Below are 24,566 nucleotides of genomic sequence, written 5' to 3'. Positions count from 1 at the left end.
GGAGGGGGGGAGGGGGGTCAGGTGCCGCGGTAGGTCGAGTAGGCGAACGGGCTGAGCAGCAGGGGCACGTGGTAGTGGCGGGTGTCGGCGACGGTGAAGGCCACCGTGACCGACGGATAGAACGTCTCGGTGTCGCGCGCCGCGAAGTACGGCCCCGTCGCGAACACCAGCGCGTAGGTCCCCGCGGACAGCTCGTCGGGTCCGAGGGCGAGGCGGCCATCGGCATCCGTCCGCCCGCTCGCCACGGTCGTCCCGTCGGCGTCGAGGAGCCTCACCTCGACGCCGGATGCCGGGGCTCCGGCCGAGCCGTCGAGCACGTGCGTGGTCAGGTGGGTCATACGATCGTCGTCTCCAGTCGCAGCAGCGCGATCTCGCGCAGCTGATCGAGTGCCTCCGCGGCCTCGGTCTCGTCGTCGTTGCCGAGCCGCCGGTCGAGCTCCGCGCGCATCTGCTCGGGCGTGCGCCCGGCGGCGCGGATGAGGAAGACCCGGCCGAATCGCTTCTCGTAGGCGGCGTTGCCGTCGGCGATCGCCGCCGTCGTCGCAGCCCCGGCGGAAGACATCGACGCCTGTTCGCGACGTGAGGCGGCGGCCTCGGCTCCCGCGCCTTGCGGCTTCTCGCCGATGCGCGGGTGGTGGGCGAGGGCGGCGTCGAGCTCGGTGCGCGTCCAGGTGCGGGCACGCTCGTCCGCCCGGGTGATCAGCGCTTCGCGTGTGCCGTAGGGGCGCGCCGCGACGACGGCGTCGACCCACGTCGGGATCGCCGCCCACACGCGGACGGTGGATGCCGCGGCATCCGCGGGCAGCGCGTCGAACGCGTCGATGCTCATCTCGGCGGCCATGCTCAGCGGGCTCCGTGGACGACGAGCCAGCGGGCGACGACGGGCTCGCTGGACGTGTTGTGCAACCGGTGCGGACGCGAGCACGGGTAGCTGATCGCGTCGCCGGGGCGCAGGACCACGCGTTCGTCATCGAAGTCGACGGTCAGCTCGCCCGAGACGACGGTGCCGACTTCGTAGCCTTCGTGACGGAAGAGCCCGGCATCGCTGTGGGCGGTCGCGCCGGGCGGGTAGGTCGACTCGAAGTAGTCGACACCGGGTGTCGGCACCGGAGAGATGCGGCGGAACGTCACGCCGTCTTCCAACACGATCGTCGTGTCGTGCTCGGCCCGGCGCAGCCCGAAGCTCGTCGGTGTGGCCGGCGCCTGCGATCCCGAGGGGTCGAACACCGAGGTCAGCGGCACGTCCAGCTCGTCGGTGATCGCGATCAGGCGCGAGACGCTCGGCTGCATCACGCCGCGCTCGATCTGCGACACCGCACTCGGCGAGATGCCGAGTCGACGTGCAAGGTCGCGCGCCGACATGCCACGGGCGACCCGCAGCGCGCGCAGCCGCTCACCGACTCCCTCGGTCGCGCTGTCGGCGCGATCGGCATCGAGCTCCGGCGGATCGACGGCGGGGGCGCGGGTCATGTCGCGATCGTATCGGGCGCGGATGCCGAGCGGGCGCCGCTCCGGTCGGGGTTCACGCGTTCGTCACATGTGAAGGTCCAACTTCACACAGCCGTTACACGAGCGAAATCGCGAGGGAGGCGTGAAGCAATAACTTCACATTACGCACCACCCAGGCCACGGACTCCATGTCGCGGTCCGCCCCACCTCCGTCACTGCCTCGGAACCCCTGGAAGGTACCCATGACCTCTCTCACCCCGCCGTCGACCCCACCGTCGACCGGTGTCTACGACATCGTCGAAGCCGCCGGCATGCCCACGGGCGCCGGCAACATGAAGCCGCAGTACGACGAGCGCCTCGCCAACGAGGACCTCGCACCGCTGCGCAAGCAGAAGTGGAGCGCGTACAACATCTTCGCGTTCTGGATGAGCGACGTGCACTCCGTCGGCGGCTACGTCACCGCCGGCTCGCTGTTCGCCCTCGGCCTGCAGAGCTGGCAGGTGCTGATCGCGCTGCTGGTCGGCATCGTCATCGTGCAGTACTTCGCCAACCTCGTCGCCAAGCCCAGCCAGAAGACCGGTGTGCCGTATCCCGTCGTCAACCGGGCGATCTTCGGCATCCGCGGAGCCAACATCCCCGCGATCATCCGCGGACTCATCGCCATCGCCTGGTACGGCGTGCAGACGTTCCTGGCCGCAGAGTCGCTGAACATCGTGTTCCTCAAGTTCATCCCCGGCTCGGCCGCGCTGCTGGACGTGTCGTTCCTGGGATTGTCGGCCCTCGGGTGGATCTCCTACGGCATCCTGTGGGTCGCGCAGTTCCTGCTGTTCTGGAACGGCATGGAGGTCATCCGCCGCTTCATCGACTTCGCCGGCCCCGCCGTCTACGTCGTGATGATCGCGCTCGCCGTCTACCTCGTGTCGCAGGCCGGCTGGCAGAACATCTCGTTCAACCTGTCGACCAAGCAGCTGGACTTCTGGTCGTCGATCCCGGTGATGTGCGCCGCGATCGCGCTGGTCGTGTCGTACTTCTCCGGCCCGATGCTCAACTTCGGCGACTTCGCCCGCTACGGCAAGAGCTTCGCGGCGGTCAAGCGCGGCAACTTCTGGGGTCTGCCGATCAACTTCCTCTTCTTCTCACTGCTCACCGTGATCACGGCGTCGGCGACTGTCCCCGTGTTCGGGCAGCTCATCACCGACCCGATCAAGACGGTCGAGGCCATCGATGGCTGGTTCGCGATCCTCCTCGGCGGCCTGACCTTCGTCACCGCGACGGTCGGCATCAACATCGTCGCGAACTTCATCTCGCCGGCGTTCGACTTCTCCAACGTCGCCCCGAAGAAGATCTCGTGGCGTGACGGCGGCATGATCGCCGCCGTCGGGTCGGTGTTCCTGACCCCCTGGAACTGGTACTCCAACGACGACGCGATCCACTACACGCTGGGCTTGCTCGGTGCGCTCATCGGTCCGCTGTTCGGCATCCTCATCGCCGGCTACTACGTCGCCGGACGCCAGCGCATCAAGACCGATGCGATGTTCACGATGGACCCGACGGGCCCCTACTGGTACCGCCGCGGCTTCAACCCGAACGCGATGAAGGCGCTGCTGGTCGCCGGCATCCCCGCCGTCTTCCTCGGTGTCTTCCCGAAGCTGTTCGCCGACATGGGACTGTTCGACATCTCGTGGATCAGCGACTACAGCTGGTTCATCGGCTGCGGCCTGGGCTATGCCGCGTTCGTGCTCTTCGAGCGCCTCGACCCGCGGGTGCCGACGTTCGACGGCGAGAGCGACGGCGTCTCGGACGGCACGCTCGACGGCGCCGCCGCGACCGCTGCGGCCGAGCCGCCCGCCATCTCGGCCGAGATCCCCGTGGCCGCCGTCACCGGCACGACGGCGGGACCCGGCACCCCGTGAGGATCCTCCTGATCAACCCCAACACCTCCCGGGCGATGACCGCGACCATTGCGGCCGCCGCTCGGGAGGTGGCGGGGGCGGATGCCGAGATCGTCGCCGTCTGCCCCGAGCCCGGTCGGGGACCGGCGGCGGTGGAGAGCCACGTCGACGAGGTGGCGGCGGCCGCGGCCGTCGTGGAGCTCGTCCGCGCGGACCTCGCCACCGGCGGCAGCGACGCGTACGTGCTCGCGTGCTTCGGCGACCCCGGTCTCGACGCGGCGCGCGAACTCGTCGAGGTGCCGGTGATCGGCATCGCGGAAGCCGCCATGCACGTTGCGGCGATCGCGGGGCGCCGTTTCGCGATCGTGACGACGCTGGGACGCACGCTCGGACGGGCCCGCGACCTCGTCGCCCGCTACGGCATGGACCGCGCCTGCGCGCAGTACCGCGCCGTGGAGATCCCCGTGCTCGCCCTCGAGGAGCCCGACGAGCACACCCTGGCCCGCATCGAACGCGAATGCCGGGCCGCGCTTGATCCTCCCGCCCTCGGGGCGGTCGGGGCGTCCGGCGACCCGGTCGATGCGATCGTGCTCGGGTGCGCCGGCATGGCCGATCTCTGCGCGCAGCTGTCGGCGCGTGTCGACGCTCCCGTCATCGACGGGGTCGCCGCCGCCGTGGGGCTCGCGATCGGCATGGCACGCATGGGCGTGCGCACCGGCGGGCGGGGCGAGTACGCGCCCCCGCCCGTGCGGAAACACCCGCGAAACGACGCCTCGATAGCGTCGGACGTGTCTTCGGACGCCGCGATGACGCCGCATCCGCAACCGAGGGCACGAGAGGCGATGCTGTGGCAGATATGAGCGTGATCCGGGCCGAACGCGCCTGGATCGACGGGGCGTTCCGCCCCGCCGAGGTGCGGATCGTCGACGGCGTGATCGCCGAGGTCACCCTGACCGGGCGCTCGGCGGAAGCGGACGCCGCGGCATCCGCCGACCTCCACGTGCTCGGCGCCGACGAGGTGCTGCTGCCGGGACTCGTCGACTCGCACGTGCACCTCGACGAGCCGGGACGCACCGACTGGGAGGGTTTCGCGACCGGTACCGCCGCGGCCGCGGCGGGCGGCATCACGACCGTGTTCGACATGCCGCTGAACTCGGTGCCCGTCACGACGACGCCCGAGGCGCTCGCCGCCAAGCGGGCCGCGGCCGCGGGCAAGCTCGCGGTCGACGTCGGCTACTGGGGCGGCGCCGTCCCCGAGAACCTCGGCCGTCTGCGCCATCTCGCCGGCGCCGGCGTCGTCGGCTTCAAGTGCTTCCTCGTGCCGAGCGGCATCGACGAGTTCGGCCACCTCGACCGTGCCGGTCTGCACGCCGCGCTCACCGAGATCGCCGCCTTCGACGGCCTGCTCATCGCGCACGCCGAAGACGAGGCGCACCTGCACGAGGCCGCCGTCGACGTCGGCGCGGGGCCGGCGGGAGAGCTCGGACGTCACTACGACACGTTCCTGCGCAGCCGCCCGCCGGTGAGCGAAGAGGCGGCGATCGGCGCCGTCATCGACGCGGCCCGCGCCACCGGCGCCCGCGCCCACATCGTGCACGTCGCCGACGGACAGGCGCTCGATGCCATCCGCGCGGCGAAGGCCGACGGCGTCCGCCTCACCGTCGAGACCTGCCCGCACTACCTCACCCTGTCCGCAGAAGAGGTGCCCGACGGGGCCAGCGCGTTCAAGTGCTGCCCGCCCATCCGCGGTCGCGCCAACCAGGACCTGCTGTGGGAGGGCGTGCTCGACGGCACGATCGACGCCATCGTCAGCGACCACTCACCCGCCACTCTGGCGCTGAAGACCGCGGGGGGCGGCGATTTCGGCCTGGCGTGGGGCGGCATCGCGGGCGTGCAGACCGGGTTCGCGAGCGTCTGGACCGAGGCGGCGCGCCGCGGCATCCCGCTGGAGAGCCTGCTGCCGCTGTTCACCACCGGACCGGCCCGCATCGCCGGGATGCCGGGACTCGGCGTCATCGCGCCGGGGGCGCGAGCGAACCTCACCGTCTTCGCGCCGGAACGGTCGTGGACCGTTGACGCGCACCGCCTGCTCTACCGGCACAAGCTGTCACCGTGGGATGGTCGCGCCATGCGCGGCGCCATCGTGACCACCGTGGTCGGCGGCATCTCCGTGTACCGTGCGGGCGACGACGATGCGCGGTCCCGGCCGGGGATCGAGCTGCTGGCCGGTGCGGATGCCGGGGCAGCGCCCGCGACTCCAGCCCACCCGATGCGCGAAGGAGCGACTTCATGACCGAGACCATCGACATCCTGCAACCCGGATCGGGCCGAATCGCCGGCGCTCACTACCTCCCGGCATCCCCGGAGACGGTGCTCTGGGGGCGGCTGCCGTGCGCCGCCGATGCGCCCGTGCTGAGGATCGCCGCCGGCGAGACGGTGACGATCGACACCGTCAGCCACGAAGGCATCCTGCCCGACCAGGGCCAGGACCCCCTGGGGTACTTCACCGGTCACGGGGTGCCGGCCGCACACGTGCTCACCGACGCGATCGAGATCGCCGCGACGGTCGCACGCGACGCCGCGCTCGACGGGCCGCACGTGGTCACCGGGCCGATCTTCGTCGAGGGGGCCGACCCCGGTGACCTGCTGAAGATCACCGTCGTCGACCTGGCCCCGCGCGTGCCGTACGGCGTCATCTCCAACCGGCACGGCAAGGGGGCCCTCGTCGGGGTGCTCCCGCGCGGGCCCGAGAACGTCAGCGTGTTCACCCCGGTATCGGAGGGCAACGGCATCCTCCCCCTCGTCGACAGGGGTGAGCGCGTCGTGCGGTTTCCGCTCGCCCCGTTCCTCGGGACGATGGGGGTCGCCGTCGCGGGCGACGAGCGCCCCCACTCGGTGCCCCCGGGCGCGCACGGCGGCAACATCGACATCAACCTGCTCGTGGAGGGCGCGGTGCTGTACCTGCCGGTGCAGGTGGCCGGCGCCTTGGCGTACGTCGGCGACCCGCACTTCGCGCAGGGCGACGGCGAGGTCGCGCTGACCGCGCTCGAGGCGTCGCTGCGCGCCACGCTGCGCTTCGACGTGGTGCCGCGCGCGGAGGCGCTCGCGTCGTTCGGCGAGGTGACCGGCCCGCTCGTCCGCACCGACGAGTACCTCGTGCCCACGGGGCTCGACGTCGATCTCGACGAGGCGATGCGCAAGGCCGTGCGCGCCGCGCTCGACCTGCTGCAGGCCCGGTATGGCATGGCCGAGCACCTGGCCTACGCGTACCTGTCGGCCGCGACCGACTTCGACATCTCGCAGGTCGTCGACATCGTCTGCGGCGTGCACGCCCGCATCCGCGAGGCGGACTTCGCCGCCGTCCGCCCGGCCTGGTTGGTCGGCGAGGACGCCTCGTGACCGTCCGCCGCCGCGGCATGTCGCCGCCTCCGCGCGCCGCCGTTCACAACTCCGGAGATTCGGTGGCCATGGGCCCGTCCCGGGCTGTTTTCGGCCGTCCGGGAGGACAACTCCGGAGTTGTGCACGCGGGGTCGCCGCCGTTCCCCGCCCGGCTGCCGCCGCTCCCCGCCCGGCTGCCGCCGCTCCCCGCCCGGCTGCCGCCGTTCACAACTCCGGAGATTCGGTGCCCACGGGCCCGTCCCGGGCTGTTTTCGGCCGTCCGGGACGACAACTCCGGAGTTGTGCACGCGGGGCCATGAAGCGGGGCGGGCGCCCGTGACCGCGGCTCAGACCATGCCCGACGAGCTGCGCGCGGCGTTCGAGGCGTACGAGCGGGCGATCCTGACGAATGACCTCGACGCCCTGGATGCCGCGTTCGCTCCCGGTGACCGCACGCTCCGCGGCGACGGCGCGGGGCTGCTGGTCGGACACGACGCGATCAGCTCGTTCCGCGGCGCCCGCGGCGGGGTGTCGGCTCGCACCATCGAGCGCGTCGAGTACCGGCCGCTCGCCGAAGGGGTGGCGCTCATCGTCGCCGTTTCCCGGTTCGCGGCGGGCGGCACCGGCCTGCAGACCCAGGTGTGGGAGCAGATCGAGGGGCGGTGGCTCATCACCGCCGCGCACGTCACCCCGCGCTCGGTGGCCTTCGACCGTTCGATCTGGCGGACTGTCGGCGACCCGCTCTACCAGGGCGCATGGGAGGGGCCGCTGTCCGGCCTCACGGTCGCCGTGAAGGATCTCTTCGCGATCAAGGGTTATCGCATCGGCGCGGGAAACCCGACCTACCTCGACTCCGCCCGGGCCGAGACGACGAGCGCGCCGGCGGTGAGCGACCTGCTGCGCGGCGGAGCGTCGCTGCGGGGCATCGCCCGCACCGACGAGTTCGCGTACTCGATCGCGGGTGACAACGCGCACTACGGCACCCCGCCGAACGCCGCGGTGCCCGGCGCCCTGCCGGGCGGCTCGTCGAGCGGACCGGCATCCGCCGTCGCGCTCGGCCACGCCGACATCGCCCTCGCGACCGACACCGCCGGCTCCGTGCGCGTGCCGGCGTCGTATCAGGGCCTGTGGGGCCTGCGGACGACGCACGATCTCGTGCCGCGGCAGGGGCTGCTGCCTCTCGCGCAGAGCTTCGACACGGTCGGCTGGCTCGCCCGCGACGGCGCGACGCTGCAGGCGGTCGCCGACTGGTGTCTGAGCTACGACGGCTCCGACTCGACCGACTCCGTCTTCGGGGCCTCCGCCGCCGACCTCCCGTGGCGGTTCCGGGTGCCGACCGAGGCGCTCGCCGCCGCCGAGCCGGCCACGCGGGCGGCGTTCGAGGAGCTGATTGCGGCATCCGCTCTGCCGATCGAGCACGTCTCGCTCGGTGACCTCGACGACTATCTCGTGCCGTTCCGGACGGTGCAGGGTGCGGAGGCCTGGCGCAACAACGGCGACTGGCTGCGCGCCCATCCCGGCTCGACCGGACCCGCCGTGGCCGCGCGCTTCCGCGCCGCCGCCGCGGTCACCGCCGCCGACGAGTCCGCCGCCCGAGCCGCCCTGGAACCCCTCCGCGACACGTTGCACGCGCTCGTCCGCGACGCCGTACTGCTGCTGCCGACGGTGCCCGGGCCGGCGCCCTCGCGCTCGGCCACGGGTGCGCAGGTGGATGCCGTGCGCACCGACACCCTCCGCCTGACGACCCCGGCCGCCGTGGGCGGCCTGCCCGCCCTGTCGGTGCCGGTGCTCACGGTCGCCACCGACCGCGGCGACGCACCGGTCGGCGTCAGCCTCGTCTCGCGCGCCGGCACCGACATCGCCCTCGTGCGCCTCGGCCGTGCCCTCCACGCCCGCATCACCGAAACGGAATCCGTATGAGCAGCACCTCCTCGCCCGGCCCGATGAACCTCCCCGGCCCGATCGCCCCGCCCGCGCGGCTGCTGATGGGCCCAGGGCCGATCTCGGCGTACCCGAGCGTCCTGACCGCCATGTCGGCGCCGCTCGTCGGCCAATACGACCCGTTCATGACGGCGACGATGACCGAGACGCAGGAGCTGTATCGCGGAGTGTGGAGCACCCGCAACGAGGCGACCCTGCTGGTCGACGGCACGAGCCGTGCCGGTATCGAGGCCGCGATCGTCTCGCTCGTGAAGCCGGGCGACCGGGTGTTGGTCCCCGTGTTCGGCCGGTTCGGACACCTGCTGGCCGAGATCGCCGAGCGGGCACTCGCGGAGGTGCACACGATCGAGACCGACTGGGGTCAGGTGTTCTCGGCATCCGTCATCGAGGAGGCGATCGAGCGGGTGAAGCCGGCGCTGCTCGCCCTCGTGCAGGGCGACACCTCGACGACGATGCTGCAGCCGCTGGAGGACATCGGCGAGATCTGCCGCCGCCACGGGGTGCTCTTCTACTCCGACGCCACCGCATCGCTCGGCGGCAACGCCTTCGAGGCGGACGCGTGGGGGTTGGATGCCGCGACGGCGGGCCTGCAGAAGTGCTTGGGCGGTCCGAGCGGATCGTCGCCGATCACGCTCAGCGCACGCGCCGTGGAGGTGATCCGCTCGCGGAAGAAGGTCGAGGCGGGCATCCGCGAGCCCGGCGACGAGTCGTCGGCCGATTTCGTGCGCTCGAACTACTTCGACCTGGGGCAGATCCTCGACTACTGGGGTCCGCGCCGACTCAACCACCATACCGAGGCGACGAGCATGCTCTACGGCGCGCGGGAGTGCGCGCGGCTGCTGCTTCTCGAAGGCCGCGACGCCGTCATCGCCCGCCACGAGCTGGCGGGACGAGCGATGCTCGCCGGCGTCGAGGCGCTGGGCTTGGTGGTCTTCGGCGACGTCGCCCACAAGATGAGCAACGTCGTCGCCGTCGAGATCCCCGAGGGCGTGCCCGGCGATGCCGCGCGGTCGGCCATGCTGGAGGACTTCGGCATCGAGATCGGCACCTCGTTCGGCCCGCTGCACAGCAAGGTGTGGCGCATCGGCACCATGGGTTACAACGCCCGGAAGGATGCCGTGCTCACCACCCTCGCCGCCCTCGAGAGCGTGCTGCGCCGGTTCGGGGCCGCGGTTCCGGCCGGTGGGGGCGTCGAGGCCGCCGCGGACGTGTTCGCCGCCGCGCCCGTGGCGCTGCACGCGCCGCGCGCCGGTGCGGCCGTCGCCGTGTCCGCGGAGACGGCGTGAGCTCGGCATCCCTCCTGCGCGCCGCGCCCGACGTCATCGCCGCCGCCGCGCGCCGCGTCATGGCGCGGTGCGAGGAACTCGCGCGGGTGAGCGCGGATGCGGCATCCATCGAGCGCGTCTACCTCTCGCCCGAGCACGCCCGTGTCAACCGGCTGGCGGCGGAATGGATGCGCGAGCTGGGCATGCGCACGTGGCAGGATGCCGCGGGCAACCAGGTCGGCCGCATCGGCGATCCGGCGGCTCCCGCGCTGATGCTGGGCTCGCACCTGGACACGGTGCTCGACGCCGGGCGTTACGACGGCATCGCCGGGGTGCTGATGGCGCTGGAGGTGGTGCGTCTGCTGCGCGTGCCGGTGGGTCGTGACGGCGACGCGGCCGGTGACGGCTGGACCGTGCCGCTGCCGTTCGCGATCGAGGTCGTCGCGTTCTCGGATGAGGAGGGCACCCGCTTCGGCAAGGCGCTGCTCGGATCGTCCGCGGTCGCCGGCACGTGGAGCGATGCGTGGTGGGAGCTGACGGATGCCGATGGCGTGAGCCTGCGCCGCGCATTCCTCGAGTTCGGGCTCGACCCGGCGCGCGTCGGCGAGGCCGCCCGTCGGCCCGATGAGCTCGTGGGCTATCTGGAGGCGCACATCGAGCAGGGGCCCGAGCTGGACCGCGCGGGCGAGCCGCTCGCGGTGGTCTCCTCGATCGCGTCGGCGCGGCGGTTCCAGCTGATGGTGGAGGGTGAGGCCCGCCACGCCGGCGGCACGCCCTACGACATGCGTCGCGACGCGCTGCTGGGCGCGAGCGAGGCCGCGCTCGCGGTGGAGCGGATCTGCTCGGCCGAGCACCACATCGTCGGCACCGTTGGGCGCTTCGAGGCGTTCCCCGGCGCGGTCAACGTGATCCCAGGTGAGGTGCAGTTCTCCCTCGACCTGCGCGGCGAGTTCGACGGCGAGCGCGACCGCGTGTGGGATGCGCTCGCACGCGAGCTCGACGAGATCATGGGCCGGCGGGCCCTGCGCTGGCGTTCGCGCGAAGTGCACAGCGCTCCGGCCGTGTTCTGCGCACCGCTCTTGCAGGATGTGGTGGCCGGCGGCATCCGGGCGGCCCTTCCGCCGCGCTCCGACGTGCCGCCCGTGATCTTCAGCCGCGCCGGGCACGACGGCATGTCGCTGGGGGCCGTGACCGACGTCGGCATGCTGTTCCTGCGCAACCCCGACGGCGTCAGCCACCACCCCGATGAGTCCGTCTCCGCGGGAGACGTCGCCCACGGCATCCGCGCCCTCGCCGAAGCCGTGCTGCTGCGCGGCACCGAGCGGATCTGACCCGCCGCCGCGCTCCACACCGCCTGAGAAACACATTCCGCGCCGAGAAACCTTCGCTGCGGAGGTGTTTCGGTGCCAGAGTGGTTTCTCGCTCCGCGCGGCCCGCCGCCGCGCTCAGGGGCGCACGTGCAACTGCAGGGTGTCGAAGATCGTCGTCCGGCTCCCGGTGGAGATGGTGACGGTGTGCAGGAGCTCGTACCCCATCGCGCCCCACTCGTTCAGCTCCGACCAACGATGTCGTATCTGATCGGAGTTCTCGGCGTCGGCGTCGGTGCGTGACTGCAGGCCCGTCTCGACGATGACGTAGGCGTACTCGTCTGTGAGTTCTGCTCGATCGCCGGCGGCGTGCATGCGGCACCGGCGGTCACTGAAAGTCAAGGAGCGCCCCAACCTGACGCGAGCCGATGACGACCACGATCCAGAAGATGGGCGAGAAGATCAGCCCCAGGATGATGGCGCGTGCGATGCGGAGGGACTCGTCGCGCTCGCGCTCGAACGACCGGCCCCATGGGTTCGTCGTCTGCTTCACGGTCATGGTCTTCTCCCCTTTCGTGCATCGAAGGCCCTTCCTTCCGTGCACACCGGAGACCACCGCAGCACGAGCGCAGGTGCCTCCCGCGTGCGTGGGAGGCGTCCGAGTGCGGCGCTGAGTGCCGAGCCCCGGGATTTGAGTGGCGGCCGCGATCGCGCTGCCCACCGTGCGTCGCGGTGAACCGGCGCGGCTCCGCAGGGCAATGCGTGTCATCGCGCGTGGGGATGCGAACACTCCCTGACGCCGCGTCGATCACTCATTCGATGGGGGCATGCTCCTGCGCGGCGCTCATTCGGAGGCCCGAAGCACTCTGTCGCGATCGCGTGCGGTGGAGTGATCCCGCACTACCCGCATCGTCGACACGACCGCGCATCACACAGACAAGGAACTGATCCCGATGACATCAACGACCGAAACGACAGCTACCGCCCGCGACGATGATCGCCGCGGCCGCAAGAGGGCCTTCCTCGCCCTGGGCGCGCTGCTCGGCGTGGGTGCGCTCGCCACGAGCGCCTACTTCACCGACTCCGCGCTGCTCGATCTCAACGGCGGCGGCGGGTTCGGCAGCACAGACAACAAGTACAACATCCAGGTCTCGACGGGGATGGAGAACAAGGTGAGCGACGTGAAGACCTGGGTCGAAGCGTTCCCGAACTCTGCAGCGATCACCGATATCCCGGGCGCGAGCAACCTCCTTCCGGGCGGTTCGGTGGTCGTGAAGATCCCCGTGCTGAACGAGTCGAAGAACTGGAAGTCGACGCTCAAGCTCTCCCTCAAGAACACGACGCCGGCGGCGTCGACGTCGGATCAGGGCGACCGCAACGCCGCCTACATGAAGCTGCTGTCTGTCGATGTGGCCGAGACGGCCGATGCATCGAAGGTTCCGACGACGTGGACCAAGACGGGGTTGACGATCCCCGCCGAGGCGGGATCGAGCAGTACCGGGGTGGACCTGTCCACGCTGAGCCCTAAATCAGGAACGGTGCTCTACCTGAAGCTCACGCTGAAGGAGGGCACCACCCAGGCAGTGACCGACGCTGCGAATGGCGGGGCCGTCGCCATCCAGGCGGTTATCGACGGTACCTCGAAGAGCACGGACTGATCGCATGCGGGCACGACGACCCTCGTCCGCAGCGATGCTGGTCGCGCTGGCGGCCGTCCTGCTGGGCGCCGGTGGGGTCACCGCCACGCTCGGGGTGCCGCGAGGGGCGGACGAGGGTCTCGTCGTGTTCTCGGCACCCGGAGAGGATGCCTTCCGGTTGTCGGTCGCCGCGTCGGCCGACAACCGGTGGCTCCCGACCGCGGAGGATTGGCGTCCGGGTGGCGGTCGCCGCAGCGTCGTGCCGCTGCGCACGGATGGAGGGCCGCTGTACCTGCATCCCGGTGGCGCTGTCACGGTGTACCTCTTCATCCGCAACGCCAGCGCTGAGCTTTCCGGCGCGGTCACGATGAGTATCGTGCCGCCGCTCCAGCAGGAGGCACAGGACGAGTTCTTCGATCACCTCTGCTTCCGCGCCGTGACCGAGGGTCGAGAGGTACTCGAGGGAACCGGCCGCGTCGCGGGACTCGTCGACCGCGAGCTGTCTGCCGGTGAGGTCCGCCGCGTCAGCCTGACGGTGGCGCTTCCCGCCGACGCGCCGTCGTCCCTCATCGATCGCATCACCGGCGTGCGTGTTCACGTCCACGCGGAAAACCGCTGACATGACAGGAGAATCACCGTGACCGCCTTCCGCCATGGGGCCGAGCGCCCGCGCCCTCGGCGCGGCGGCCTCGTCGTCCTGGCCACGGGGCTCGTGGTGGCTCTGTCGGTGCCACCCGTCGTGGCGACGAGTGCCGCGTTCACCAGCGGGGTGGATGCCGCGACGACCCAGTCGGGCGGTGTTCGTCTCGCCCAGGGGCCGTCGGAGGACGACCGCTATCCTGACGCGGCCCATCCGCATGAGATCACGGTGGACACCGACGGTGCGCAGAAGGTCGCTTACCTCGCGAGCGCGCCGGTGGGGCCGCCCTCGGTGGCGACGGCTTCCTTCACCGTCAACGTCCACTTGCTCACTCCGACCCCGCACGTGGTCATGCATGCGCGACTGGTCGACCCCAACCCCGACGCGCCGTGGCTGCTGTTCGACGTCCGCGTGGCGGATGCGAGCCTGCTGCCCTCCGGCGCACCCCTGACGGCTACCGAGATCTCCGCGCTGGACGGCGGGGCGGGGCTTCCTCTGCCCACTCCCGCCGCGGACGGGCTTGCTCTCACCGTGTGTGTGTGGCTCGCGCCGGCCGCGCCGCCATCCGCGTTTGCCGCGACGGTCGTGCCCGCCATCGCCGTCACTGCGGAGACGACGGGTGGTCGCACCGTCACGCTGACGGAGAAGCTCTCGTGACCGCCCCGACGACGACGCGGAGGGCCGGGCGCGTGGCGCGCAGGGCCGGGCGTCTGCGCCGGCCGGCCGCCGTCCTGGCGTTCGGGTTCGGCAGTGCGCTCGTTCTCGCCGCAGCGGTACCGCTGCCGGCTGCGGCACAGAGCAGCCAATCGATCGCCGTTCGTGCGCCGGCGCCGGGCCATGCGGTCGATGCGCGCTACTGTGCACCCTCGCCGGGGTTCACGCGCACCGCCACGCTCACCGTGCCGTCGACGGCGGGGCCGGCGGTGACGGCTGAGGACGGCCTGCGTGTCACCCTGCGAAGTGACAGAGGCTTCGTACTCGCCGACGGGCTGAGCGCCGACGAGCTGCGCCGCACCCACATCGACCTCGGCCGCCTCGCCGCGGATGAGAGCGCCTGCGTGGTCCTCACGGCGCAGATGCCGACCACCGCCGACGACTCCTTCCGCACGGCGGCGGGCGAGGTCACGCTGCGCGTCGACAGCGAGGGGATCCGGCCCGGTGGAGCCCTCGCGGCGACGGGCATGAACGGCGACCACCTGGCTGTGGCGGTCGCGGCGGGCCTCGCGCTCATCCTCGTCGCCGGTCTGCTGCTCATCGGCGGTGCCCACCGCCGCGCGCGGCGCCTCGCGTGTGTCGCCGTGTGCACGTGCGGCGTCCTCGTCGTCGGCGCGCTCGCCGTCGGATCGTGGGCCGCGTTCACCGACGAGGCGGCGGTCACCGTCGCTTCGTCCGGTCAGTTCGGCATCGCCGTTCGCGACAGCGCGGGTATCGCGCGCCTGCCGCGCGATGGCCGCGTCACCGTCTCCTACGTCGACTCCGGCGACCTCGTGCCGGGCAACACCGCCGTTCTCACCCTGGCTGTGTTCAACAACTCACTCGCCGCGGACGGCCGCATGGCCCTTCGTCTCACCGCCGCCGGCACACTCGCTCCCTTCGTCCGCTACAGCGTGTCGATGGATGCCGACGGCTCGTCGAGCGTTCTCGCGGGAACGCCCGACACCCCCGCGACCGGTGTCGCGATGAGCGGTGACGGCCTTCGCGCCGACCTCGGTCTCGTCGCCTCGGCCGGTATTCGGCTCGCCGACGGCGACACCGTTCCGAGCTCCGCGGCCCGTGCGGTGCGCACGTTGACCGTGAAGCTGCATCTGCTCGACGATCCCCGCCTTCACGATCTGACCGGCGGAGACCTCACACTCCACCTGGAGGTCGTCGGGCGCTCGGCCTGACACCCAACCTCCCCCCTCCACCACGCTCGAACGGTTGATATCTCATGACGACTTCCCTCCCCTCTTCGCCCATGGCAGAGCGCGATGCCGCGGCGGATGCCGGTGCAGCGGCGCCGCGGCGATTCCAGCGTCTGCTTCGAATGCTGCGGGGCGCCGGTCTCTGGCTCGGCGCCCTCCTCGGGGTCGCCAGCGCGCTGATCGTCATCGTGTGCCTCCTCTTCCAGATGCGCCCCCAGGTCGTCATCTCCGGATCGATGGAGCCGGCATTGCCGGTGGGCTCGCTGCTGCTGGTCGTGCCGACGGCCGCGGACGAGATCCGACCGGGTGACATCATCACGGTGAACAGACCGGGTGGTCGCGGTCTCGTCACGCATCGCGTGGTGACGACGTCGGTCGTCGACGGACGGGCGACTGTCGAGTTGAAAGGGGACGCCAACGCCACGGTCGATCCAGACCCCTATGTCGTCGGAGCAGCGGAGCGCGTCGTGCTCGCGATTCCCTGGGCGGGTTACGTGGCTGTCGCCGTGAAGTCGCCGCCGATCATGGCGGCGCTCGTCGTCGCAGTGATCGCCGTCATCGGCCTCGGGTTGCTCCCCGCGCGCGAGCGCGCGTCTGGTTGAAATGTTCCCCCGGTGACAGAGTGGGGAGACGATGTTCATGTTCACGTACGAGCTCCGAACTCTCCTCGCCTGTGTGCGCGAGGGACGATCCGCCCATGTCTGCGGTCCGGGCGGCGTGGGCGCGACGACGTTGCTCACAGAGCTGCGGACGACGCTCGAAGCGGAGGGCTTCACTCTGCTCGTGATCACCGGAACGCCCTACATGCGCGATCGGGAGTTCTTCGCGCTACAGCAGTCCCTCGTCACGCTGCCGGCTTCGCGCGCTCCCGTGTCGTACGCCGGTCTCGTGGATGCGGCATCCGCTGCCCTTCTGGGCGCTGCGCAGCGCGCCGTCATCATCGACAGCATCGAGAACGTGGACCGGAGCACGTTGAGTGTGATCCAGGCGGCCGCCGACCGCACGGGGGCACCGGTCGTGCTGTCTCGCGCGTGGAGCATCGGGGCGCTCGTGCGCAACGGGGTGCGCTACACGAGAGACCCGGGCCGGCGCGTCGACCTGCGCCCGCTGGACTTCGTCGCTACTGCGGCGCTGCTCCAGGATCGGCTGGGTGGGCGCCCCGACACCGAGATCGTGTCGCGCATCTTCGCCAAGTCGCACGGCATTACCGGCCTCGCGCTCGCGACCCTCGACGGCGCCCGCGACAACGGCCTGATCGAGCTTCGCGGGGACCGATGGGTCATGACCGGCCAGAACCTCCGCAACCCCCATACGGACGCCTGGCTCGAAACCAGGCTTGCCGGCCTCGATCCCTCATCGTTCGACGGACTGGAGCATCTGGCCGTCGTACACTCACGCCCGCAACCCGAGGCCTGTACTCGGGTGGACGAGCAGACCGTGAAAGACCTCGAGGGGCGTGGCCTGATCTCGATGATCACCACATCGGCAGGCCACAGCATCGCCCTGAATCCGCCCGCGCTGAAGGACTTCTTCCTCGACACCTCGGGTCATGCTTTCGCGGGGCTGCAGGGCGATTCTGAGGCCGCCTCCTTCACTCCGGGCGTTCTCGCCCCGGCGAGCGTGGCCCTGTCGGTGCGGGGTTTCCGGGAGCATGTCGATCAACGCCTTCTCGAGCTCGCTGCGGCCTGGGAGCAGACTCCCACCGTGCGCACGGCACTGCCCTACGTGCAGACGCTGATGGATGTCCCCCGCAGCGAGCGCACCCTGCGCACCGTCTTCGACGTCACCCCGTTGGCATCGGCCGCGACGCCCGAGGAGGGCTTCGACTTCGCCTTCCTCCACTCGTTGTGGGCGGGGCGCAGTCGTCGCGGTGATGCGCGATCGTCGGAGATCTTCCACGAACTGGTCACACTCTTTCCCGTCTGGGCGCGTTCGCTCGAGATCTTCAGTCGGCTTCTCACGCACGGCGCCGACAGCATCGGCGACGATCCGACGCAGGTCTTTTCCGACGTCGGCATCGTCGGAACCGCCGGTGAGGCGCTCTGCATCTCCACCTTCGCCTACGCGAGCCTCATCGAGGGACGCTTCGCGGTCGCGGCGGAGTGGGTCTCGCGTGTTCCGGACTCGGGCTTGCAGATCGTCCGGCGCTTCGTCGGTTTCGTCGAGGCGCTCACCGAACTCGTCGGCGGCGAGGCGCAGCGCGCCCTCGAGCGCAGCCTCGCGCGCTTACAGGAAGCGCAGGACGCTCGCGACCATGCCGGGATTCTGCTGCATGCCTACGTCGCGTCGTTGTCGCTGCTGGGTCTCGCCCGCTGGGCTGAGGCCCTCGACGTCGTCGACTCGGCGTTGTCCTACGGGCCGTCGGGCACCGTCAACAATGGCTTGTACCGATCCCTGCTGTGGATGGGTTCCTTCATCAACCTGTGGCTCGGGGACACGAGCATCGCGGCCTTCTTCGAGGCAGAAGCGGAGAGTCTCGATGTCTCCGACGACGCTCTGCCCGGGATGCAGGGCGAGCTCGGCGGCATCCTCCGGCTCCTCATCCAAGATGCTCCAACGCGCGCGATGGAGGCGATGCGCGGGTTCGCCGAGCGGTTGAAGGGTGAGCGTCGACTCTTCGCCGCCCTCATGACCGTGCGGATCGGGCTCGCGATCTGGCCGGACATCTCCTCCTTGGAGCTCTTCCGCAGCTACATGATCGAGGCGTACGGCCAAGATCCGGAGAAGCTGTTCGCGCTGGGGGTGGCCTCCTTCAGCGACCCCCAGCGCCTCGTCACGATGGCGAGAGAGTTCGGCGACGACCGCACCGTGCCGTTGGCGCTGCTCCTTCTCGCGGCGCGCAGCAGGCAGGAGCGCGAGAGCCCGTCGTCGGAGCTCGGCGTCGCCATCCGGGTGGCATTCGACGCACTGAAAGCGGATGCCGACATCCCCCTGACCGCATCGGTCTCTCGAACAGCGGGGGCAGACGACGGTGCCGACGCGCTGTCCGCGCGGGAGACCGAGATCGCGTTGCTCGCTCGCACGCACTCCAACGCGGCGATCGCATCCCGGCTCGGCCTCAGCGTCCGCACGATCGAGAATCACATCCACAGCGCCCTGAAGAAGACGGGTGCCACGAACAGGCAGGAGCTCTTCCAGCTGATCAGCCGGTGAGCCCTCACGGGGCCGCGCCGTCACTTTACCCGAACGGTCCCCGTTGCGACCTCGGCCAGCGGACGGGAGAAGACAAGTGCCGGCGCGGTCGGGTCGTTCACGTTCAGGAACGAGAACGACTGGGCACCGGAGGGGTATCGTCCGCACCACGCGTAGTCGTAGGCCGCGACGTTCTGCGTGCCGCCCCACGTGTACAGCCCGTCGTCGCGTGTCACCGCCCAGGTCGTACAGGCCGCCGTCCTGATCTCGCGGACGGCGACGTCGTCGAGGGCCGCGATGCGAGTGGGCAGGAGGACGCGTTCGGCAGGGATCCCTGTCGTGCACGGCACGGAACCGTCCAGATGGCGACCGATGGCCTGGCAGTAGTTGTTGACACCCCAGCCGTAGACGTCGCCGGCGGCGGTGATCGCCGTCACGCTCGTCAGGGTGGCGTTGTAGGAGCGGAACGTGGTCTGCTGACCCGCGACGCTCACACGTCCGGGGGCGTATCGATAGGTCGGATCGAGACTCCACGTCGAGTCGGTGGTACTCGCGCGGCCGAGGAATGCGTACCCGTTACGTGCGTCGTTGACGGCCCAGGTGAACAGGGCGCCGTTCTGGAGCAGGAAGCTCCCGGCCAGATCGAACATCGCGGCTTGGCGCACGGGGCAGGTGTCGTCGACGCGGTCGAGCTGCCCGAGGGTTCCGTCGCAGCCGGGCAGCACCTTGTCCTTCATCGCCGTGACGATCGCAACGTACGTGCGGTGTCGAGCCTGCGCCGTCGTCTGCACCTTCGGGTCGTAGACGAGGCCGTCGCCGGTGCGGTAGAGCTCGGGGTAGGCGGCGAAGAGTGTGAGGTTTGCGCCCTCGTTCAAGGTCGGCGCGTAGGTGTGCACCTGTCCGGAGCTCAGTCCGTTCGAGTTGTCCCACCCCCAGGTGTAGATCAATCCATTGCGCCCGACGCCCAGACCCAGGTTCGCCCCGTTCCACACCGAGCGCCAACGGATCTTCCCCGCGGTGTCGGGACTGTCCGGCGTGCACCGCCCCGACCCGGGCGTCCAACACGTGTCGTTGGACACAATGGGCAAGGGCGTGGCGACGTTGCGACCGTCCGGACGGGCGATGTTGTCGATGCTTCCCCAGGTCCAGAGGTTGCCGTCGGCGTCGAGGGCGAGAATCTGGTTCTCGGTGCGGGCGATCCGGACGATCCCGCTGAGCACGCGTCGGTCTGAGGTCACCACCAGCCCCGCGCGGTACTGCTCCCCCTGGAAGAGGCTCCCTCGACCGATCGAGTCGCGTCCCTTCTCGCCGTTGAACGCGTTCTGCGCGGTGCCCCAGGTCCAGACCCGCCCCCGGTCATCGAGTGCGGCGTACCAGCTCTCGCCGATCGGATAGTGGAAGTCGGTGCTTCCCCCGACGGCGTCGATGATCCGGACGTCGTTCGGGATGGCGACCTTGGTCGGCGCGGAACCGTTCGAGGTCGTACCGCCCGCCCCGTCTCCCGCGCGGCGATCGCCCGACAGATAGAGCTCGCCCGACTGTGTGATCCACAGCCCCGAGCCACTGGCGGAGTTGAAGTACACCGGAGGCTCGTCGAGGCGTGCGGATGCGGTGGCGAGACGTGACGCGGCATGGGTCGTGTCCGTGAAACCGGCGGAGGTCATCGCCACGGGTGTCAGCACCGCGAGCGCGACGGCAGCCAGGACAACAATTCTCTTCTGCACGGGATCTCTCTTCCTGAAGATCGCGTGGCCGACGACGCGTCGCCGGCGGGCACCTGTCTGGCCGCGATCTGCCGGCGAATCTAGGGGTGGTCATCGGGCGCTAGGTGCCGCTGGGCGCCGCCGCGATCGACCAGAGGCCGCGGGCTCGAGAAGATGAGTGGCGACCGCTACGTCCGCTGAGTGCTGTGAGGTGCCGGGGAGCCTCCGCTCGCTGCCGCGGTCCACAGCGCCCCGAGAAACACTTTCCGCGCCGAGAAACCGTCGCTCCGGAGGTGTCTCGGCACCAGAGTGGTTTCTCGCTCAGCGCCGCCCGCCGCCCGTCGCAACCGCCCTCAGGGGCGCACGGGCAACGCCATCGCGCCGGTCATCTCGGCGCCCGGCGAGGCCTCGGTGCGTGCCGGGGGTACGTAGTCGCGCAGTCGTGCCAGCGCCTCAGTGGCCTCGGTCGCGACGACCAGCATGTCGGTGTAGCGGGGGTGTGTGAAGCCGCGGTCGCGCATGTTCGCGACGAACGAGAGCAGCGGGTCGAAGTACCCGTCGACGTTGAGCAGTCCCACCGGCTTGTCGTGGATGCCGAGCTGCGCCCACGTCCACTGCTCCGTGAGCTCCTCGAGCGTGCCCGGTCCGCCGGGAAGCGCCAGGAAGGCATCGGCGCGGTCGGCCATGAGCATCTTCCGCTCGTGCATCGTGTCGACGAGGATCAGCTCGGTCAGGTCCTCGTTGACGGCTTCGCGGGCCTGGAGCGCCCGCGGGATGATGCCCGTGACCTCCGCCCCGGCGGCGAGGGCGGCATCCGCCACCGTGCCCATCAGACCGACGTGGCCGCCGCCGTAGACCAGCGCCATGCCGGAGCGGCCGATCGCCGTGCCGACGGCGCGCGCCGCCTCGACGTAGACCGGGTCGAAGCCCGGGGATGATCCGCAGAAGACCGTGACCGTGAATCGCGACATGACCAGACGCTAATCCGCCCGTGTTTCCGCTTCGTGCACGGGTGTTTCCGAGCCGTGACAGGTCGGAAACATGGCCTGATTAGCGTGCAGAGCATGTCGCTGCTCGTCACACACGCCCGCCTGATCACCGTCCCCGCCGGCACGGACGACCCGGGATACGTCGAGGACGGGTGGATGCTCGTCGGGGACGACGGCCGCATCGCGGCCCTCGGCGCGGGCACCCCGCCGGTCGGCACGACCGCGGACGAGACCCTCGACGTCGCGGGCGCCTTCGTGGCTCCCGGGTTCGTGTCGAGCCACTCGCACCTGTTCACGAGCGGTCTGCGCGGGCTCGGTGTCGCCGACACCCTCTACGGGTGGTGCGACGCGATGCTCGGCACCACTGCGCACATGAGCGCCGACCAGCTCTACTGGGCGACGCTGCACGGCTCCCTCGACTTCCTCTCGAACGGGGTCACCACGGCGTACAACTTCACCGACCCGCTGCAGGCGTGGGAGCCGATGGTCGACGGCAAGCGCACCGGCACCGCGGGCCTGCGGGGCCTCGAGTACCACTGGCGTCAGGCCGAGGGCACGCGGGATTCCGGCATCCGCTTCGTCGACGCCGCCGGCATGGACGTCACCGCCGGCACCCCCGACGAGGTCTTCGACCGCTTCGCCGCCGAGGTCGCCCACACCCGCACCTTCGATCCGGACTTCGCGCTCGGCTCGTCGATCATGGGTCAGGTGCAGTGGTCTCCCCACCCGGATGCCGCGGCCTTCGAAGTCGAGGCGATGCGCCGGTACGGCGTGACCAACCAGGCCCATTTCCTCGAGTCGCCCGAGGCCGTCGAGCACCAGCAGTCGAAGTTCGCGCTCTACCGGGATGCCGGGGCCCTCGAGCTCGGGCTCGTGTTCGGCCACTTCATCCAGACCACGCCGGAGATCATCGCGCAGTCGGTCGCCGGCGGCGCGGCGATGTCGTGGCAGCCGGCATCCAACGGTCGTCTCGCCTCGGGCACCGCGCTCGTGCCCGAGATGCTCGCGATGGGGATGAAGGTCGGCGTCGGCCTCGACGACCAGGCCTGCACCGACGTCAGCGATCCGTGGCAGAACATGCGCATCGGCATCTACGCACAGCGGGCGCGCACGAAGGATCCGCTGTCGATGATGCCCGAGCAGATGCTCCGCCTGCACACCCTCGGATCGGCCGAGATCATGGGCGTCGCCGACCGCGTCGGATCGCTGGAGGTCGGCAAGTTCGCCGACTTCGTCGTGGTCGATCCGCGCCGCCCCGACGTCGGGCCGCTCTGGCACCCGGTGCGCTCGTACGTGCTGGCGATGAGCCCGCGCAATCTGAAGGCCGTCTACGTCGGCGGTCGTCTCGTGAACGCGGACGGAGTCTCGACCAACCCGCTCGCAGAGGAAGCCTCCGCGAAGGTGCACGAGCTGCCCGCCGCCGTGATCCCGCTCCGCGGCCACCCGCACTGACCCCCGCCGCCCGCACTGTCCCCGCCCGGCCGAACTGCAAGGGATGCCGTGCGACACGCGGCATCCGCGCCGCCACCGACGGCGTGTCGGCCCGCCGGCCTTGCAGTTCGGGTCGGTGGCGGTGGCGGTGGTTGGTGGTGGGTGCGGTGCGGTGGTGGGGTCAGCGCCCGTGGCCTCAGCGCCCGGCAGCCATGCCCATGCGGGCCAGCACGATGTTCTCCACGATCTGCACGAGGTTGTAGAGCACGAGCGTGATCAGCGTGATGAGCGCGATCGAGGTCCACAGCTGGGCGAACTGCGCCTGCGCGTTGAACTTCAGGATCGACCCGCCGATGCCGGTGCCCGTCGACAGCCACTCCGCCAGCAGCGCACCGGTCACGGCTCCCGGCACCGACACGCGCGCCGCGGCGAACACCGACGGCAGCGCGCCGGGCAGGTTGACCTTGCGCAGCGCCGTGAACCGGCCGCCGCCGAAGACGTGCACGACATCGAGGCTCTGCTGGCTGGCGCGGCTCAACCCGAACAGCACGTTGGCCAGGGCCGGGAAGAGCACCACGACGGTGCCGATGACGGCGACCGATGCCGGGGTCCCGCGTCCCGTGACGAGGATGATGACCGGGGCGATCGACACCAGCGGGATCGTCCGTAGCAGGAGGACCAGCGGCATGACGCCCGCCTCGATCGCCTTGGAGAGACTGAACGCGATCGCCAGGACGATCGCGACGATCATGCCGACGACGAATCCGATCCACGCGTCGAGCAGCGTCTGGCCGACCAGCGGGAACATCTGTGCGCGGTTGGCCTCCGCCTTCGGCGCCGTGACGAGGAACGTCCACACATCCAGCGGGCCCTTGGCGATGTAGGGCGAGATGCCGGTGAGGCTCACGATCGCCTGCCAGAGCAGCAGCAGCACCAGAAGGGTGATGCCGGCGTTGCCGAGCGAGCGCAGCAGGGTGCGGCGCAGCCCGCGGCGCCGCTCGGCGCGAAGGCGCGCGACGGCGATGGGGTCGGCGGTGCCCACGTGGGATGCCGCGGGTGTTGCGGGGGTCGTGTCGATGACGTCCACGCTCACACCGCCTTTCCGGCCACCCACGGGGTGACGAGTCTGATGAGCAGGCCGAACAGTCCGTAGGCGACGAGGGCGAACACGGCGCACAGCAGGAACACCGACCAGACGCCGGCCGAGTCCAGCTGGCCCTGCAGGCGGATGAGCGTCGGCCCGACGCCCGCCGTGATCGCGCCGAGGTACTCGCCGAGCACCGCGCCGAGGAAGGCGGTCGGCACGGCGATCTGCAGCGCCGTGAGGATCGCCGGAAGGGCGGCGACGAAGCGCACCTTGCGCAGCTGGGTCCACCGGCCGCCGCCGTAGACGCGCACGACGTCCAGCGCCGCCTTGTCGGCGGAGGTGAACCCGAGGATCGCGCCGACCACCGTCGTGAACACGCAGACGAGAGCGGCGAGGAAGATCGCGGTCGCCGACGGGTCGCCGGGGTTCTTCGCGCCACCGAGGACGACGATCGAGATGCCCCCGACCGCGACGATCGGAAGGCAATAGGTGACGACGGCGATCTGGGTGATCACCGTCTCGGTGCGCGGGAAGACGAGCACGACCGTCGCCAGCAGCAGGGCGATGCCGTTGCCCCAGAGGTAGCCGATCGCCGCCGCAGTGATCGTCGGCTGGAAAACGCCCCAGGCGCCCGCGATGTTGCCCTGCACGAACAGCCAGTCCACGACCGCCCACGGTGAGGGGACGGGGGTGTAGCTCGTGCCGTCCGCGGGACGGAAGGCGGTCAGCGAGAACAGCCACCACACGCCCACCAGCACGACGGCGCCGACGAGTCCCGCGACCCAGCCGGGCACGCGCACGCGAGCCACG

23 protein-coding genes are annotated in these 24,566 nt (G+C 70.6%); 14 read left to right on the top strand and 9 right to left on the bottom strand.

Annotation, left to right across the window (positions count from 1 at the left end):
- Positions 1–17: 17 nt before the first annotated feature.
- The 3 genes from uraH to DEU37_RS11510 are packed head-to-tail and all read right to left on the bottom strand — an operon-like array spanning position 18 to position 1,470.
- On the bottom strand, positions 18–338 hold the full coding sequence (gene uraH / locus DEU37_RS11520; RefSeq protein WP_121190811.1) for a hydroxyisourate hydrolase: 321 nt from the start codon (positions 336–338) through the stop codon (positions 18–20).
- Complete coding sequence (gene uraD, locus DEU37_RS11515; RefSeq protein ID WP_121190810.1) at positions 335–841, bottom strand: 2-oxo-4-hydroxy-4-carboxy-5-ureidoimidazoline decarboxylase; 507 nt, start codon at positions 839–841, stop codon at positions 335–337. Before uraD ends, uraH begins: the two co-directional genes overlap by 4 nt.
- 2 nt (positions 842–843) lie before the next feature.
- Positions 844–1,470 carry a helix-turn-helix domain-containing protein gene (locus DEU37_RS11510; RefSeq protein WP_121190809.1) on the bottom strand — a complete coding sequence of 209 codons (627 nt, stop codon included), beginning with the start codon at positions 1,468–1,470 and terminating at the stop codon, positions 844–846.
- 221 nt (positions 1,471–1,691) lie between these two features.
- Between DEU37_RS11510 and DEU37_RS11505 the strand changes: the two genes are divergently transcribed.
- The 7 genes from DEU37_RS11505 (at position 1,692) to DEU37_RS11475 (ending at position 11,257) form a co-directional block, all read left to right on the top strand.
- Positions 1,692–3,362, top strand: a complete 1,671-nt coding sequence (locus DEU37_RS11505) for an NCS1 family nucleobase:cation symporter-1 (RefSeq protein WP_121190808.1) — start codon at positions 1,692–1,694, stop codon at positions 3,360–3,362.
- Positions 3,359–4,201 carry an aspartate/glutamate racemase family protein gene (locus DEU37_RS11500; protein ID WP_121190807.1) on the top strand — a complete coding sequence of 281 codons (843 nt, stop codon included), beginning with the start codon at positions 3,359–3,361 and terminating at the stop codon, positions 4,199–4,201. Before DEU37_RS11505 ends, DEU37_RS11500 begins: the two co-directional genes overlap by 4 nt.
- Positions 4,189–5,634 (top strand): allantoinase AllB, encoded by a 1,446-nt coding sequence (allB, locus tag DEU37_RS11495; RefSeq protein ID WP_121190806.1) that lies wholly within the window; start codon positions 4,189–4,191, stop codon positions 5,632–5,634. Before DEU37_RS11500 ends, allB begins: the two co-directional genes overlap by 13 nt.
- The gene (locus DEU37_RS11490; protein WP_121190805.1) at positions 5,631–6,740 is read left to right on the top strand and encodes an acetamidase/formamidase family protein; all 1,110 of its coding nucleotides are present in this window, start codon (positions 5,631–5,633) and stop codon (positions 6,738–6,740) included. Before allB ends, DEU37_RS11490 begins: the two co-directional genes overlap by 4 nt.
- A gap of 316 nt (positions 6,741–7,056) precedes the next feature.
- Positions 7,057–8,640, top strand: a complete 1,584-nt coding sequence (locus DEU37_RS11485) for an AtzH-like domain-containing protein (protein ID WP_259457262.1) — start codon at positions 7,057–7,059, stop codon at positions 8,638–8,640.
- The gene (locus DEU37_RS11480) at positions 8,637–9,947 is read left to right on the top strand and encodes an alanine--glyoxylate aminotransferase family protein (RefSeq protein WP_121190804.1); all 1,311 of its coding nucleotides are present in this window, start codon (positions 8,637–8,639) and stop codon (positions 9,945–9,947) included. Before DEU37_RS11485 ends, DEU37_RS11480 begins: the two co-directional genes overlap by 4 nt.
- Positions 9,944–11,257 (top strand): Zn-dependent hydrolase, encoded by a 1,314-nt coding sequence (locus DEU37_RS11475; protein WP_121190803.1) that lies wholly within the window; start codon positions 9,944–9,946, stop codon positions 11,255–11,257. The genes DEU37_RS11480 and DEU37_RS11475 overlap by 4 nt, the downstream gene beginning before the upstream one ends.
- 114 nt (positions 11,258–11,371) lie before the next feature.
- Here the strand turns inward: DEU37_RS11475 and DEU37_RS11470 are convergent, their stop codons facing one another.
- Positions 11,372–11,608 carry a hypothetical protein gene (locus DEU37_RS11470; protein ID WP_121190802.1) on the bottom strand — a complete coding sequence of 79 codons (237 nt, stop codon included), beginning with the start codon at positions 11,606–11,608 and terminating at the stop codon, positions 11,372–11,374.
- Positions 11,609–11,621: 13 nt separating this feature from the next.
- Entirely contained in the window at positions 11,622–11,792 is a 171-nt protein-coding gene (locus DEU37_RS14885; RefSeq protein WP_183043667.1) for a hypothetical protein, read from the bottom strand.
- Between the two features lie 394 nt (positions 11,793–12,186).
- Between DEU37_RS14885 and DEU37_RS11465 the strand changes: the two genes are divergently transcribed.
- The 6 genes from DEU37_RS11465 to DEU37_RS11440 are packed head-to-tail and all read left to right on the top strand — an operon-like array spanning position 12,187 to position 18,567.
- Positions 12,187–12,891, top strand: a complete 705-nt coding sequence (locus DEU37_RS11465) for a hypothetical protein (protein ID WP_121190801.1) — start codon at positions 12,187–12,189, stop codon at positions 12,889–12,891.
- Positions 12,892–12,895: 4 nt separating this feature from the next.
- The gene (locus tag DEU37_RS11460) at positions 12,896–13,489 is read left to right on the top strand and encodes a hypothetical protein (RefSeq protein WP_147424872.1); all 594 of its coding nucleotides are present in this window, start codon (positions 12,896–12,898) and stop codon (positions 13,487–13,489) included.
- 18 nt (positions 13,490–13,507) lie between these two features.
- Positions 13,508–14,167 carry a hypothetical protein gene (locus DEU37_RS11455; protein ID WP_121190799.1) on the top strand — a complete coding sequence of 220 codons (660 nt, stop codon included), beginning with the start codon at positions 13,508–13,510 and terminating at the stop codon, positions 14,165–14,167.
- Positions 14,164–15,396, top strand: a complete 1,233-nt coding sequence (locus tag DEU37_RS11450; RefSeq protein ID WP_220699841.1) for a hypothetical protein — start codon at positions 14,164–14,166, stop codon at positions 15,394–15,396. The genes DEU37_RS11455 and DEU37_RS11450 overlap by 4 nt, the downstream gene beginning before the upstream one ends.
- Positions 15,397–15,440: 44 nt before the next feature.
- Positions 15,441–16,016, top strand: a complete 576-nt coding sequence (locus DEU37_RS11445; protein WP_121190797.1) for a signal peptidase I — start codon at positions 15,441–15,443, stop codon at positions 16,014–16,016.
- Positions 16,017–16,047: 31 nt separating this feature from the next.
- On the top strand, positions 16,048–18,567 hold the full coding sequence (locus tag DEU37_RS11440; protein ID WP_121190796.1) for a LuxR C-terminal-related transcriptional regulator: 2,520 nt from the start codon (positions 16,048–16,050) through the stop codon (positions 18,565–18,567).
- Between the two features lie 20 nt (positions 18,568–18,587).
- Here the strand turns inward: DEU37_RS11440 and DEU37_RS11435 are convergent, their stop codons facing one another.
- Together DEU37_RS11435 and DEU37_RS11430 are read right to left on the bottom strand one after the other, a co-directional pair.
- Complete coding sequence (locus tag DEU37_RS11435) at positions 18,588–20,270, bottom strand: hypothetical protein (protein WP_121190795.1); 1,683 nt, start codon at positions 20,268–20,270, stop codon at positions 18,588–18,590.
- 332 nt (positions 20,271–20,602) lie between these two features.
- Positions 20,603–21,220 carry a TIGR00730 family Rossman fold protein gene (locus DEU37_RS11430; RefSeq protein ID WP_121190794.1) on the bottom strand — a complete coding sequence of 206 codons (618 nt, stop codon included), beginning with the start codon at positions 21,218–21,220 and terminating at the stop codon, positions 20,603–20,605.
- A 93-nt stretch (positions 21,221–21,313) separates the two neighbouring features.
- Here DEU37_RS11430 and DEU37_RS11425 point away from each other — a divergent pair, with 93 nt between their 5' ends.
- Complete coding sequence (locus DEU37_RS11425; RefSeq protein WP_121190793.1) at positions 21,314–22,690, top strand: amidohydrolase family protein; 1,377 nt, start codon at positions 21,314–21,316, stop codon at positions 22,688–22,690.
- Positions 22,691–22,865: 175 nt separating this feature from the next.
- On the opposite strand, the gene DEU37_RS11420 is transcribed toward DEU37_RS11425, so the two are convergent.
- Both DEU37_RS11420 and DEU37_RS11415 read right to left on the bottom strand, forming a co-directional pair.
- Complete coding sequence (locus tag DEU37_RS11420; RefSeq protein ID WP_121190792.1) at positions 22,866–23,756, bottom strand: ABC transporter permease; 891 nt, start codon at positions 23,754–23,756, stop codon at positions 22,866–22,868.
- 2 nt (positions 23,757–23,758) lie between these two features.
- A complete protein-coding gene (locus DEU37_RS11415) occupies positions 23,759–24,565 on the bottom strand; it encodes an ABC transporter permease (protein WP_121190791.1) in 807 nt (268 codons plus the stop codon).
- Position 24,566 lies beyond the last annotated feature (1 nt).

Source organism: Microbacterium sp. AG790 (assembly GCF_003634765.1).
In the GTDB taxonomy this organism is placed as follows: Bacteria; Actinomycetota; Actinomycetes; order Actinomycetales; family Microbacteriaceae; genus Microbacterium.
The sequence above is the reverse complement of the archived record's forward strand: the minus strand, read 5'-3'. Positions and strand labels throughout refer to the sequence as shown.